This window comes from Chitinophaga nivalis (assembly GCF_025989125.1).
In the GTDB taxonomy this organism is placed as follows: Bacteria; Bacteroidota; Bacteroidia; order Chitinophagales; family Chitinophagaceae; genus Chitinophaga; species Chitinophaga nivalis.
Genome location: NZ_JAPDNR010000001.1, coordinates 2,190,501 through 2,204,687 on the forward strand (window position 1 = coordinate 2,190,501; position 14,187 = coordinate 2,204,687).

14 protein-coding genes are annotated in these 14,187 nt (G+C 46.0%); 12 read left to right on the forward strand and 2 right to left on the reverse strand.

Annotation, left to right across the window (positions count from 1 at the left end):
• Positions 1 to 12: 12 nt before the first annotated feature.
• The 6 genes from OL444_RS09005 to OL444_RS09030 all read left to right on the forward strand — a co-directional run bounded on the left by OL444_RS09005 (position 13) and on the right by OL444_RS09030 (position 6,534).
• Positions 13 to 1,989, forward strand: coding sequence for a putative porin (locus OL444_RS09005; protein WP_264733547.1), 1,977 nt, complete (start codon positions 13 to 15; stop codon positions 1,987 to 1,989).
• An 84-nt stretch (positions 1,990 to 2,073) separates the two neighbouring features.
• Positions 2,074 to 2,469 (forward strand): HYC_CC_PP family protein, encoded by a 396-nt coding sequence (locus OL444_RS09010; protein WP_264752015.1) that lies wholly within the window; start codon positions 2,074 to 2,076, stop codon positions 2,467 to 2,469.
• A gap of 82 nt (positions 2,470 to 2,551) precedes the next feature.
• Complete coding sequence (locus tag OL444_RS09015) at positions 2,552 to 3,097, forward strand: heavy-metal-associated domain-containing protein (protein ID WP_264733545.1); 546 nt, start codon at positions 2,552 to 2,554, stop codon at positions 3,095 to 3,097.
• A gap of 15 nt (positions 3,098 to 3,112) precedes the next feature.
• On the forward strand, positions 3,113 to 3,973 hold the full coding sequence (locus tag OL444_RS09020) for a hypothetical protein (RefSeq protein WP_264733544.1): 861 nt from the start codon (positions 3,113 to 3,115) through the stop codon (positions 3,971 to 3,973).
• A 5-nt stretch (positions 3,974 to 3,978) separates the two neighbouring features.
• Positions 3,979 to 4,551, forward strand: a complete 573-nt coding sequence (locus OL444_RS09025; protein WP_264733543.1) for a helix-turn-helix domain-containing protein — start codon at positions 3,979 to 3,981, stop codon at positions 4,549 to 4,551.
• A gap of 312 nt (positions 4,552 to 4,863) precedes the next feature.
• Positions 4,864 to 6,534, forward strand: coding sequence for a L,D-transpeptidase family protein (locus OL444_RS09030; RefSeq protein ID WP_264733542.1), 1,671 nt, complete (start codon positions 4,864 to 4,866; stop codon positions 6,532 to 6,534).
• An 84-nt stretch (positions 6,535 to 6,618) separates the two neighbouring features.
• On the opposite strand, the gene OL444_RS09035 is transcribed toward OL444_RS09030, so the two are convergent.
• Together OL444_RS09035 and icd are read right to left on the reverse strand one after the other, a co-directional pair.
• Positions 6,619 to 7,851 (reverse strand): NADP-dependent isocitrate dehydrogenase, encoded by a 1,233-nt coding sequence (locus OL444_RS09035; RefSeq protein ID WP_264733541.1) that lies wholly within the window; start codon positions 7,849 to 7,851, stop codon positions 6,619 to 6,621.
• A gap of 221 nt (positions 7,852 to 8,072) precedes the next feature.
• Entirely contained in the window at positions 8,073 to 9,341 is a 1,269-nt protein-coding gene (gene icd / locus OL444_RS09040) for an NADP-dependent isocitrate dehydrogenase (RefSeq protein ID WP_264733540.1), read from the reverse strand.
• A gap of 177 nt (positions 9,342 to 9,518) precedes the next feature.
• Here icd and OL444_RS09045 point away from each other — a divergent pair, with 177 nt between their 5' ends.
• From OL444_RS09045 to OL444_RS09070, 6 genes are all read left to right on the forward strand, one after another.
• The gene (locus tag OL444_RS09045) at positions 9,519 to 10,136 is read left to right on the forward strand and encodes an SGNH/GDSL hydrolase family protein (RefSeq protein ID WP_264733539.1); all 618 of its coding nucleotides are present in this window, start codon (positions 9,519 to 9,521) and stop codon (positions 10,134 to 10,136) included.
• A 43-nt stretch (positions 10,137 to 10,179) separates the two neighbouring features.
• Positions 10,180 to 10,848 carry a ferredoxin reductase domain-containing protein gene (locus OL444_RS09050; protein ID WP_264733538.1) on the forward strand — a complete coding sequence of 223 codons (669 nt, stop codon included), beginning with the start codon at positions 10,180 to 10,182 and terminating at the stop codon, positions 10,846 to 10,848.
• Positions 10,849 to 11,043: 195 nt separating this feature from the next.
• Positions 11,044 to 11,880 (forward strand): LiaF transmembrane domain-containing protein, encoded by an 837-nt coding sequence (locus tag OL444_RS09055; RefSeq protein WP_264733537.1) that lies wholly within the window; start codon positions 11,044 to 11,046, stop codon positions 11,878 to 11,880.
• A gap of 59 nt (positions 11,881 to 11,939) precedes the next feature.
• Positions 11,940 to 12,293, forward strand: a complete 354-nt coding sequence (locus OL444_RS09060) for a DUF4288 domain-containing protein (protein WP_264733536.1) — start codon at positions 11,940 to 11,942, stop codon at positions 12,291 to 12,293.
• A gap of 16 nt (positions 12,294 to 12,309) precedes the next feature.
• On the forward strand, positions 12,310 to 13,374 hold the full coding sequence (locus OL444_RS09065; RefSeq protein WP_264733535.1) for a sensor histidine kinase: 1,065 nt from the start codon (positions 12,310 to 12,312) through the stop codon (positions 13,372 to 13,374).
• Positions 13,352 to 14,089 (forward strand): LytR/AlgR family response regulator transcription factor, encoded by a 738-nt coding sequence (locus OL444_RS09070; protein WP_264733534.1) that lies wholly within the window; start codon positions 13,352 to 13,354, stop codon positions 14,087 to 14,089. The genes OL444_RS09065 and OL444_RS09070 overlap by 23 nt, the downstream gene beginning before the upstream one ends.
• Positions 14,090 to 14,187: the final 98 nt, after the last annotated feature.

Consider the following 14,187-nt stretch of genomic DNA (forward strand, 5'->3'; position numbering starts at 1 on the left):
TTTCATTTTCGGATGAGGCAACTTCTTATTATCATAGCCCTGCTGTTCTTAAGCGGCGCTCAATTGATGGCACAGTTTAATACCGGCCGCTTTGGCAACACAGGCGGCGGCGGTGGCGGCACCAGTAAAATGCAGCGGGATACTTCCAGACACGAACACGAATTGGATACCCTTACGCTGACTTACCGGTATCTCGGTGAGCCAACAGATTTTACCATAGACTCCTCTGTAGCAGACTTTCAGCTCAATTACCTGAAAGTACCTGCTACCTACGCTACCCTGGGTAACAGCGGGAGTGCGGCCCGGAATCTTATTTTTACGCCACTGATGAAGCCCGGATTTGATGCAGGCTTCCATTCCTATGATATCTACAGCAATTCTCACCAGAATGCCCGTTTTTATCATACTACCCGGCCTTATTCGGAGCTGAGCTACCTGGTGGGCGGTAAACAGGAACAGATTATCGGTATCACCCATACGCAAAACCGCACGGAGCGTTTTAATTTCGCGTTCGATTACCGCAAGGTAAACGCCCCCGGATTTTTTCGTACACAGAACTCTAACCACGATACCTACCGGCTGACGGCACATTATCAGAGTAAAAACAAACGGGCCAATACCTACCTCAGTTTTTACTACAACAAGATCAATGGCGGCGAAAACGGCGGTATCCGGGCAGATTCCATCCTGGATGATCCTTCCTACAAACAACGCCGGAACGTACCGGTATTTCTGGGGAATTCTGTATCCCGCTCCTATGGCTTTTTCGGTACCAGCAGTCCCGTAAAATCGCAGTACCAGGAAACCGGATTATTGCTTCAGCAACAGTATGACTGGGGCCGCGGCGATAGTATACACGTCAACGATACAACTGACTACTATAAGTTTGATCCGGTTTTCCGCGTTCAGTATACCTTCAATTACCAGAATAGTAACTATCAGTTTATAGATGCTGTACCGGATACCGGGTTTTACCGCATGCACTACGACTTTGCGCCATCTGCAGACACCCTCCAGGCCAAACATGTATGGAAGATGATCTCCAATGACCTGTCGCTGATACAGTTTCCGATCCGGGGTAACCTGGGGCACTTTATTAAAGCGGGGGCCCGTTTTGAAAGTATTACCGGTACCTTCCTGGATGCCAATATCAACTTTTCCAACCTGGCATTGCATGGTGAATACCGCAATAAAACCCGGAATAAGCTATGGGACTTCTCTGCCAAAGGAGAATTTTATGTACTGGGCCAGAACCGCGGAGATTACAGTGTCGCAGGTATGTTACAACGGCACCTGAACGATTTCCTGGGAGATATGCGGTTAACGTTTACCAACGTAAACCGGGAACCTTCCTATGTATACAAGTATTTCAACAGTACCCGGGATACCTGGTATAATACAGAGCTGACTAAGGAAAACATTACCCAGCTGCAGTTTGCAACAGAAAGCAGAAAACTGAAATACAACCTGGCTGTGAATTATTTCCTCTTTAATAATTATACCTATTTCAAGGATTATTATCACAGTGATCAGTATAAATCTCTCTTTAACCTCCTGCAGATTGTATTCAGCAAGAAGTTTTCACTGGAACCATTTGCCTGGTATGCCGACATCGCTTTCCAGCAGGTGCATGGCAATGCCCCGGTAAATGTGCCTGCTTTCTGGACACGCCACCGTTTTGCCTTTGAAAAACGGTTGTATAAAAACCTGAACCTGATGACCGGTGTGGAAGTACGTTACAATACCGATTATTATGCAGATGATTATTCTCCGATAACAGGCCAGTTTATTTACCAGGACTCCGTAAAAGTGAAATACAACTTCCCGGATCTGGCAGCATTTGCCAATTTCCGGATCAAATCCTTCTCCGCTTATGTGCGGGCAGAGAACCTGAATACCTTCTTTGCTAAAAATAATTTTGCAGCGCCACTCTATCCTTACAACAATTTCTCTTTCCGGGTAGGATTGAGATGGTGGTTCATCAATTAATCGTATATCCGCCATTCCCCGGCTCAGGCCGGCAGGAGTGGCGGTTTGCACTTTTCAGCTTTATACCGTATTTTTGTAGACTACATGCAACGCTTTTTTGTCATATTATTTGCCTTACTGTATACTACGCTCACCAGCGGGTTTACGATAAACGTGCATTACTGCATGGGCAAACTGACATCTGTAGCGCTGCAGCAGTCGCCGGAAGATCAATGTGCCAAATGTGGCAAGCCGGTAAAAAGCATGAACTGCTGCAAGAATGAGTTTAAATATTGTAAGGTTACTGAATCCCATCAGGCAGCCAAAGCTATACAGCAACATTTTTCGCTCACGACCCTGGATTTGCAGCTGCCGGTAAAAGTATTACGGGTTCCCGCGATACCAGTAGTCAGCCAATTTTCAACAGGGCACCATCCGCACGATCCGCCGGATATTACAGCTGCCCCTGTATTTCTCCTGAACTGTACATTTCTGATCTGATACAGCCTGTTTTGGATACCTCCTTTTGGAGAGGAATTTATCCGTATGCAATGCTGTAATTATCTCACAAAAAAATCAGATCATGAAAACAATATCCATTATACTGCTCGCGCTGGGCATTTCTTTTGGCGTACAGGCACAATACAAAAAAGCAAGTTTACAGGCAACCGGTCTTACCTGCGCCATGTGTTCCCGGGCTACTTTTGAAGCCCTGCAAACCTTGCCGTTTGTAGACAAAATAGATACAGACCTCAATAGTACCACCTTTGAACTGACCTTCAAATCAGGTGTACCGGTGAATATTGATGCCATCAGACAAAAGGTGGAAGACGCCGGATTTTCTGTAGGAAAACTGGTGGTAGCCGCCCAGTTCGATGGGGTGAAAGTACAGAACGATACCCACCTTACCTTTGGAGGTAATACACTGCATTTTATGCAGATTAAAGACCAGGTGCTGAACGGTGAAAAGTTGATGACCGTTATCGACAAGCACTTTGTTTCTGCCAAACAATTCAAAAAATTCAGTACCACAACCAGTATGTCCTGCTACCAGACAGGCATGATGAGTGATTGTTGCAAGCCCGATGCTACACCGGCTTCCAAAAGAATTTATCATGTCACTATTTAATACGGGGTCGGATATATGAAGAAAATACTAATAGCCGCGGCCCTGTTACTGGGTATCAGTCAGGTAAGCCAGGCGCAGGAGCTGTATGTAAATGCAGAGCCGGCCAGTAATATGCCTGCGAATTCGCTGGGTATCAGGTTGTCCAATAAGTTCTTTCAAATGGAGCATAGCGGGGTTACCGGTATGCGCTTTGAGCCGGAAGTGATGTGGGGCATCAACAAAAAACTGATGGTGCATGTGATCGGATATGCCTCTAATATGATGCAGCCTTCTATCCGGGCAGAGGGCGGTAGTGTATATGCCAAATACCGTTTCCTGTCGCTGGATCAGCAGCATGCGCATTTTCGGATGGCTGCCTATGTGAAAGGGTCGGTTATCGATAATCCGTATTATCCTGACATGTCTCACGGCATGAAAGAGCTGTATAATAACCGCGAACTCGACCTGGAAGGAGCTACCTCCGGAGCCAGCGGTGGTATTGTGGCTACACAGCTGCTGCATAAGCTGGCGCTGTCTACTACGTTGGGATATACCCGTTACATGAACAACCTGAAGGATAATATTCCGGCAGAATTTTCCAAAAATGAGGTCAATTACAGTTTTTCGGCAGGATATCTGCTGCTGCCTGTGAAGTACCGGCATTATGGACAAACGAATCTGAACCTGTATATGGAGTTTCTGGGTAAAACCAATACAGACGCAATAGCCCGTGGCGCTTATCTGGATATAGCACCGGCCATACAGCTCATTTTCAATAGTACAACCCGGTTGGATCTGTCTTATCGCACGCAGTTAGCCGGCAATATGCCGCGTAATATGTACAACTCCTTTTTAGTCCGGATAGAGCATAATATTTTTAACATTAATAAAAAATGACGGGTATGCCAGCAACAACACTGTTCATAAAAAATATGGTTTGCCCCCGTTGTATCAAAGTAGTCAGGGAAACGCTGGAAGCAGCAACGTTGCAGGTGGAAGAGATTGAACTGGGGAAGGCAGTTGTGGCGGAATCCTTATCTGCTGCACAGTTGCAGCAGGTGGCAGCGGCGCTCGAAACGGAAGGGTTTTTACTGATCGACGATAAAAAGCAGCAATTGGTGGCTGCCATAAAAAGTATCATTGTACAAACTGTTCATTATACCGACCTGGAGGAAATGAAAGAAAATTTTTCTACATTACTGGCAGGTAAATTGCAAAAAGATTATCATTACCTCAGTAATCTTTTTTCTGAAATGGAAGGCACTACCATTGAGCAATACATCATTCAGCAAAAAATTGAACGGGTTAAAGAATTGCTGGTATATAAGGAGTTGAGTTTAAGTGAAATCAGTTATCAGCTAGGATATAGCAGTGTGGCCCATTTATCCGGGCAGTTTAAAAAGGTAACCGGCCTTACGCCCAGTCAGTTTAAACAACTGCAGGACCCGGCCCGCATACCGTTGGATAAATTATAAGATATACAGAGATCATTATAAGTTGTTGTTTTAGTTTTAGTTTAAAAAGAGGTTACAGGATATCGTAGCCTCTTTTTTAAAAAACCTGGAGAATGAAAAAAGGAATCATAGCCGTGCTGAAATTTTTACAATCTTTGTTTGTAAAAAAAAGTTGCTGTAAGTAAAGCGTATTATATATTTCCGTTAGCGGATAAGCAGGGGAACTCAGATGCTGTATGTATGGCGACTGTGTTCCCCTGTCACTTTCCGGCGGGAAAATTTTCCAGCACAGTATTTGCAAAGGGCTGGATTCACTTTAGTGATTAACTACCAATGAAAAGAGTTTTTAGTATTAGTTTGTTATGTGGAACAGGAGTTTGCTTGTTGTTAGCCTGTGGAAATAAAAAGAAGCATAACGCCCCCAAACAAAAACAGATTGTCGCCAACGTCAGACAGCTGGATGAAGTGGTTACCGAAAATATCACCGAACGGCTCTCTATCCTGGAAGATAATGAAGGCTGGATGGAAGACAGCACGAAAGCCTTCAGCACAAAGGCTATCCAGGATTTTTATCAACAAAACAAAGCTGCTGCACAGTGGTCAAAAAACGGCGCCTTTAATCCGGCCGTAGATTCTATGCTGTACCTGGTGCAGCATGCTGATGAGCTGGGATTATTACCGGCACATTATCATGAACCTGCCTTAACGGCTGCCTTACAGCAACTGGATACAGATGCCACGGCGAAAAAAGATGCAGCCCTGTGGGCAAAGGCAGATGTAATGTTGACAGACGCCTTCATGAAAATGGCATCAGACCTGCATTTTGGCACAGGCCCACGGGATAGTATTACCTTCAGACAGGATTCCGTTTTTACCGAAGACGTACTGCAAAGCAAGTTGCAACAAGCCTTACAAGATAAGAATGTGGCGGGTGTATTGCATGAACTGGAGCCGGTACATGCCGGTTATCAGGCCCTGAAAGAAGGTATCTTAACCTTTAAAGCCAAATATGCCGAATCCCATTGGGATACGTTGCCGCTAAACTACACGGATACACTGGCTTTCCGGGAACTGCTCGTAAACAGATTGGTGCAGACAGGTCACCTGGATACCTCCGGTGGCCCTATCACGGACACGACTACACTGAAAACAGGTATCAAAGCCTTCCAGCGGGAATTTAACATTTATCCGGATGGAGTAGCGGGCCGCAGAACCGTGATCGCTATGAACCGGTCTATGGGGGACTGGCTGAAACAGGTGGCGGTAAATATGGACCGGTGGCGGAAGCTGCCCGATACCTTGCCACAGCAGTATATCATGGTAAACGTACCCGGGTATACCCTGCGGGTGGTCGACAGTGGGGAAGTACGGCTGGAGTCGCGTGTGATTGTAGGTACGCCGCGCAACCGTACGCCGGTGCTCAACTCCTACATGACCAACTTCATGATGTTCCCTTACTGGCGGGTGCCTTACAGCATTGTATTCAAAGAAATGCTGCCGGCTATTCAGCGGAATGTAGGTTACCTGGCATCCAAAAATCTGGAAGTAATTGACCGTAATGGCAACACCGTAGATCCGCTGACGATAGACTGGCAGAAGCTGAGTAAAAACCATTTCCCGTATGTATTGCGGCAAATGGATGGTATTGATAACTCACTGGGCATTATGAAATTTAATTTCCGGAATAAATACAGTGTGTACCTGCATGATACCAATAACCGCGGATTGTTTAAAAACTCCATGCGGGCGATGAGTCATGGTTGTGTGCGGGTGCAGCAATGGGACAGCCTGGCGCAATACCTGGTACGGACAGATACGGTAAGACATCTGAGTGATAGCCTGCCGGTATGGGTGGAGCGGGAAGAAAAAAGACAGGTGGACCTGCCACGCCGGATACCGTTGTACCTGCGGTATTTTACAGCAGAAGGTCAGCAGGGCAAGCTGGTGTTTTATGATGATATTTACGGAGAAGATAAAGTACTGGCCAGAAAGATGGGACGGTAATCCTGTTTCGTAATAAAGAGAAAGCCGGAAGAGTAGGGTGTTATACCATTCCTCTTCCGGCTTTTATATTTTATGCAGTGTGACTTAGTGCTGCAATTTTGCTTTTAAAGCGTTGTCCAGTTCCTGCAGGAACTCTTCAGTGTACAGGTAGTGTTTACCGTGTTCCACTTTATTACCGTGGATACAAACAGCCAGGTCTTTTGTCATTTTGCCGCTTTCAACGGTTTCGATACAAACCTGTTCCAGTGCCTGACAGAAGTTGATCAGTTCCTGGTTGTTATCCAGTTTACCACGGAATTCCAGACCGCGGGTCCATGCGAAGATGGAAGCGATAGGGTTGGTGGAAGTTGGTTTACCAGCCTGGTGGTCGCGGTAGTGGCGGGTAACGGTACCGTGTGCCGCTTCTGCTTCCATGGTTTTACCATCCGGAGTGATCAGGGTGGAAGTCATGAGACCGAGGGAACCAAAGCCTTGTGCTACGGTGTCGGACTGTACGTCGCCATCGTAGTTTTTGCAGGCCCATACGAAGTTACCATTCCATTTCAGGGCGCTCGCCACCATGTCATCGATGAGGCGGTGCTCGTAGGTTAAGCCGTTTTTATCAAATTCAGCTTTGAACTCCTGTTGATATACTTCTTCGAAGATATCCTTGAAGCGGCCATCGTATTTTTTCAGGATGGTATTTTTGGTGCTCAGGTAGAGCGGCCATTTTTTCATCAGTGCCTGGTTGAAACATGCACGGGCAAATCCTTTGATAGATTCGTCGGTGTTGTACATCGCCAGGGCAACGCCATCTCCTTTGAAGTTGTACACTTCATGTTCGATCACTTCGCCGTTTTCGCCTTCAAATTTGATGGTCAGTTTACCTTTTCCTTTGGTAATAAAGTCAGTAGCACGGTATTGGTCACCAAAAGCATGACGGCCGATGCAGATCGGAGCTGTCCAGTTAGGCACCAGGCGTGGTACGTTTTTCATCACAATGGGCTCACGGAAAACAGTACCATCCAGGATGTTACGGATAGTGCCGTTTGGTGATTTCCACATTTGTTTCAGCTTGAATTCTTCTACGCGGGCTTCATCAGGAGTGATGGTAGCGCATTTGATACCTACGCCTACTTCCCTGATGGCGTTGGCAGCGTCAATAGTAACCTGGTCGTTGGTCGCATCGCGATGCTCCATGCCCAGGTCATAATATTTAATTTCAACATCCAGGTATGGAAGTATCAGTTTATCCTTAATAAATTTCCAGATGATCCGGGTCATCTCATCTCCATCCAGTTCTACCACCGGATTAGCGACTTTAATTTTTCCTGCCATTTCGGGTTTTTTTAATAATTAGATTAAAAGCAATTATACGAACAACTATTCAAGCAAGTCCCACTACGGGATAATCCCGAAAAATACGAATAGCTGGGAAAAAAACAAAATTAAGGGCAGATAACGGTTGGGCACAAAGCTGTTGAAGCGCAGAAACAGGCAATATTTAACAATTGCTTATTTCTCCGCTTCAACAATTTTATAGGTACGCTTTACGCGTATTAGTGCATTTGCTTGATCACTTCATCCGCGAACTCGCTGGTTTTCACCAGGGTGGCGTCGTCCATCAGGTTGTAGAAGTCGATGGTTACGCGTTTGCGCATGATGGCAGTGCTGAGGCCATGTACGATAATGTCTGCTGCTTCTTTCCAGCCCATGTATTCCAGCATCATTACACCACTCAGGATGACAGAAGATGGGTTCATGGTGTTGGTGTTGGCAAAGCGTGGCGCTGTACCGTGGGTAGCTTCAAATACGGCGTAGCCGGTATTGTAGTTGATGTTGGCGCCGGGAGCGATACCAATACCACCTACTGCAGCAGCCAGTGCATCAGAAATATAGTCACCGTTCAGGTTCAGGGTAGCTACTACGGAGTAGTCCTGAGGAGCGAGGAGGATCTGTTGCAGGAAGTTGTCTGCAATCACATCTTTAATCAGCAATTTACCTTCTGCCAGTGCTACTTTCAGCTCTTTGTTAGCTGTTTCTTCGCCTTGTTCTTTTTTGGTTTTTTCCCAGCGTTCCCAGGTGTATACCTGACTGCCGAATTCTTTTTCTGCCAGTGCATAGCCCCAGTTTTTGAAACCACCTTCGGTGTATTTCATAATGTTGCCTTTGTGCACCAGGGTAACAGAAGGACGTTTGTGTTCCAGTGCGTAGCTGATGGCAGCACGTACCAGTCTTTCCGTACCTTCTATGGATACCGGTTTAATACCCAGGGAAGAAGTTTCCGGGAAACGGATTTTGTTAACACCCATTTCGTTTTGCAGGAAATCGAGCAGTTTTTTCGCTTCAGGAGTACCTGTCATGTATTCTATGCCGGCATAGATATCTTCTGTGTTTTCACGGAAAATCACCATGTCAACTTTCTCCGGATGTTTCACGGGAGAAGGAACCTTGTTGAACCAGCGTACAGGCCGTACACAGGCGTAGAGGTCCAGTTCCTGGCGCATGGCCACGTTCAGGGAACGGATACCACCACCTACGGGAGTAGACAGCGGGCCTTTGATAGACACCAGATATTCTTTCAATGCTTCCAGTGTTGCTTTTGGCAGCCATTCTCCAGTCTCCTGGAAGGCTTTTTCACCCGCCAGTACTTCTTTCCATTCAATTTTCCGATCATTGCCATAGGCTTTTTCCACAGCTGCGTCAAATACACGTACACTGGCTCTCCAGATATCCGGACCAATTCCGTCGCCTTCTATAAATGGAATGATTGGGTGAGTAGGGACCTGTAACAGGCCGTTGTTCATCGATATTTTTTCTGCCGGCATAAAACGGTTTCTTTATGCGTTACGTAATGTTGTAATCGGGTGCAAAGGTAACGCATTTCAGTTTAAAGGTGGGGTATGTTATAGCCTTTTATTCTGTTAAATCTTCACAGTATATAACTTTTTGCTTATGTTAGGATTAATGTTATTTTACTGCACATTTTTTTCAACCACTCAAACATGAATACCAGCATACCACCTGTTTCTTATCTCGCCCTGGGCGATAGTTATACCATTGGTGAAAGCGTACCCGCTACGGAATGTTTTCCGGTGCAGGTTGTCAATATCCTGCGCAGCAAAGGTTTTAAGGTAGATGATCCCCGGATAGTAGCTACTACCGGATGGACGACCGATGAACTGGAACAGGGCATCCGGGAAGCACAGCTGACGGGCACCTATCGCCTGGTCACCTTATTGATTGGCGTCAATAATCAATACCGGGGATATAGCGTGGAAGCCTATAAAGCAGCATTTGAAGCCTTGCTGGAAAAAGCCATTGCTTTTGCAGATCATATACCCGCACACGTTACGGTACTGTCTATTCCCGACTGGGGGGTAACCCCTTTTGCTGCCGATCGTGACCGCCTGAAAATTGCGGCAGAAATAGATGCCTACAACGCAGCCAATAAAGCCATTGCACACCATCGGGGTGTGGCTTACCTGGATATCACTCCTTTTACCCGGGAAGCGGCGGCAGATACCAGCCTGGTGGCTGCAGACGGGCTGCATCCTTCCGGGAAGGACTATACCCGGTGGGCGACCGCACTGGCGCCTTTGTTAGCGGGTGCATTGCAGTGAGGGAAAAAATTTGTTACTTTAATGCCTAAGAAAACCCACACCAATGGAAAGCCATATCGTAAAAATTGTAGCTGTTACCCCGGTTACCCATAATGTAAAGAGATTTACAGTGGAAAAGCCGGAAGGATATCGTTTTGTACCCGGCCAGGCTACGGAAGTAGCCATCAATAAACCAGGATGGGAGGAAGAGCGCCGCCCGTTTACTTTCACCGGTCTGAATGACTGGGCTCACCTGGAATTTACCATCAAAATCTATGATGATCATCACAGTGTTACCGAACAACTGGGGTTACTCCAGGCTGGTGATGAGCTGATCCTGCATGATGTATGGGGCGCCATCCATTATAAAGGAGAAGGGGTATTTATCGCCGGCGGCGCCGGAGTGACACCTTTTATCGCCATTTTCCGGGCATTGGAGCAGGAAGGCCGGCTGGGCAACAACCGCCTGATCTGTTCCAACAAAACTGCGGCGGACATTATACTGAAAGCAGAGTTTGAACAGCTCCTGGGCCCCGGTTTTATCAACACCCTCACCCAGGAACAGGTGCCGGGGTACGATCATCAGGTGATTGATGAAGCTTATCTGAAAGCACATATAACTGATTTTCAACAATATTTTTATATCTGTGGACCTGATCCAATGGTACAACAGCTGAAAGATACCCTGACCAGGCTGGCCGGTAATGAGGCCCTGGTAACGGTTGAAATTTAGTATGTAGGTATCCGGGCAGGAGGTCAAAGGCTATGCCTGCAATGATTATTCCTGCCCTTCACCTGTTTTTTTCCATCCTTCGGATTTTTTACCGTCGTTTTCCTGCTTTTTACCGGTCGTCACACTTTATTAGCCTAATGCTCCTTGAGCAGCAATGGTAACCACCCTACTTTTGTATCATTAACAATCTAATAAATGAGAAACGAAGAAATTAACAAAGCAAAGGGAAGAAGCCGCGGAGTCGGAGGGCTGATTCTGATTATCATAGGTGCTTGCTTGTTATTGAAACGCCTTGACCTGGATATCCCTTACTGGGTTTTTTCGTGGCAGATGATTGTGATCGGTATAGGTTTACTGGTAGGTATTCAGCATGGTTTCAGAGGAGGCGCCTGGCTCATCATGGTGCTGATAGGCGGCATATTCCTGGCTGGCGATATATTGCACTGGCCCTATAATACAGCCCGGTTTATCTGGCCGGTGGTGCTGATTGTGGTAGGAGTGGTTGTACTCATTAAAAGAAACAATGTTTTTGACGATACAAAAGGAAATGGCATTTTTGGCGGCCATGGCGACTATGGAGATGATTACCACGATGACAGTCACCGGGACGATGCTAAAAAAAAGGCCGATGAATACCAGTACCAATACAGAAGCCGCTGGTACGACGGGAAATCCATGAGCAACGAAGATTCCATCAATACAACTGCTATTTTCAGTGGACTCGACCGGGTAGTGGTATCAAAAGATTTTAAAGGTGGTTTTGTCACCTCCATTTTCGGTGGCAGCGATATCAATTTTATGCAGGCAGACATCAACGGTACAGCCGTATTGGATATCACAGCTATTTTCGGTGGATGTGAAATTGTAGTGCCTTCCCACTGGACGATTAAACTGGATGACTTGACCACCATTATGGGTGGCATTGAAGACAAACGTCCGATGGAGCTGCTGAAAGCTGCCGATAAAGACAAAGTACTGGTATTGAAAGGAACCTGTGTCTGCGGCGGAGTGGAAATCAAAAGCTATCGTTAAGCGGCATCATCGTCTTTATAACTAACACATATCTCGTCCAACTTTTAAATCCTTATTATATGCATTGGTTTGTTGCGAAAGTAGTATATCAGATCATCTGTGGCAATGGTAACCATACCCCGCAGTTTGATGAACAATTAAGGCTGATCAGCGCTGTCACAAAAAAAGACGCCTGCGAAAAAGCCCGCGAAATAGGGATGCAGGAACAATACGCTTTTAAAAACCAACAACAGGAACTGGTACAATGGAAATTTATCAATGTACCGGAAGTATATACCCTGGATCAGCTGACAGATGGCATGGAATTGTATTCCCGTATCGAAGAGCCGGGAGATCCCAATTCCTACATCGCCTGGCTGCAGATGAAATCAGCCCAGCTGCAGGGGCAACAATATTTTGAGTTGAATGTATAAATGATAAATCTGCGTTTTGGCCAAACAATTATATAAAGGAAGTGCCTGGTGGGCTTTGGTAACCTCTTTCGCTGTATGGCTGTTGTTATATGCCGGGTTACTCTACTATTGGTTCGATTTCACACCTGGTATGGCATTTACCGATAGTTCTGTACACGTTATTCTCTTAGGTGCAGTATGTATTGTCATCACCCGTAATCTGGCCTATTATCGCCCGGGTGCGGGTACCATGAAGTTTGGGTATGTAGGGTTAATCAGTACGCTGCTGACAGCATTATGGGTTTTCTTCGCCCGCTGGATACTGGTAACAACCTACGAAACCGACATCGCCTATATACGCTGGCTGAATAATGCCATCCCTATCCATTACATTGTAGGGATCATGATTGTAACAGGTATTGGATTGAGAAGCCAGATCTGGTACGATGAAGCAGAAAAGCAGGATGCCCGCGAGCGAAAAGATACGGTAGAAAAGATTGCGCGTGAAGCCGAGTTGTTCAAATTACGGCAGCAACTGCAACCACACTTTTTGTTCAACAGCCTGAACTCTATCAACGCGTTGATTATGCTACGGCCCAAACAGGCCCGGGAAATGGTACTGAAACTGTCGGAGTTTCTCCGCGGATCGCTGAAACGGGAAGATGTGCAATGGGTTTCCCTGCTGGATGAACTGCAATACCTGCAGCTATACCTCGATATAGAACAGGTACGCTTCGGACATCGTTTAACCACCAACGTTATACATGATCCTTCGGCGGAAAATATGCAGATGCCACCTATGTTGCTGCAGCCGGTAGTGGAAAACGCCATTAAATTTGGTTTATACGATACCACGGAAGAAATTGCCATCACTATAAGAGCATGGGCAGCAGATGAAATGCTGTATATCGAAGTAAAGAATCCTTTCGATTACCAGATGGAGCAACCTAACAGAGGCACCGGGTTCGGATTGAAATCTATCCGCCGCCGTCTTTACCTGTTGTTTGCGCGGCAGGATCTGCTGGAAACAGCTACCCATGAAAATATTTATACCACATTAATTAAAGTACCGCAAACCCATGATAAAAGCAGTAATAATTGACGATGAGCCGCTGGCACGTGAAGTGGTAAAGGAATACCTGATGAACTTTCCGCAAATACAGGTGGTACAGGAATGTAATGATGGATTTGAAGGACTGAAAGCTATTCAGCAACATCAGCCGGATATTATTTTTCTCGACATACAGATGCCCAAGATCACCGGTTTTGAAATGCTGGAACTGGTAGAACATATGCCAGCCGTGATTTTTACCACTGCATTCGAAGAACATGCCATCCGTGCTTTTGAAGTACATGCCGTGGATTATCTGCTGAAACCTTTTTCCAGTGAACGTTTTGATAAAGCCGTACAAAAATGGCTGGACCAGCACGCTACTACACAGGCAGCCACTACAGCCCTGCTGGAAACAGCTGCTGCGGCGCCGATGCAAAGCAACCGCGTGGTAATTAAGATCAATGGCAAAATAAAAATCATTCCCGTACACGATATTCACTACCTGGAGGCAGCAGATGATTATGTGAAAATTGTGACCCAGGAAGGTAGCTTTCTGAAAAACAAGACCATGTCTTTTTTTGAGCAAACACTGGACCCGCAACAATTTACACGGGTACACCGCTCCTATATACTCAACGTGAATCAGGTAACGCGTATTGATCCTTATGAAAAAGAAAACCATTTGGCCATCTTACGCAGCGGGGCAAGAGTATTGGTGAGTAAAACCGGCTATCCAAGATTAAAAGCAGCTTTGGGGCTGTAGAAAATAGTAAGTACCAACAGACAGGCATATCACAATAGCAAGAACAAAGGGTTAATTAGTAAGTACAACAGTATTACGCATTTCCAGGAAAATGAACA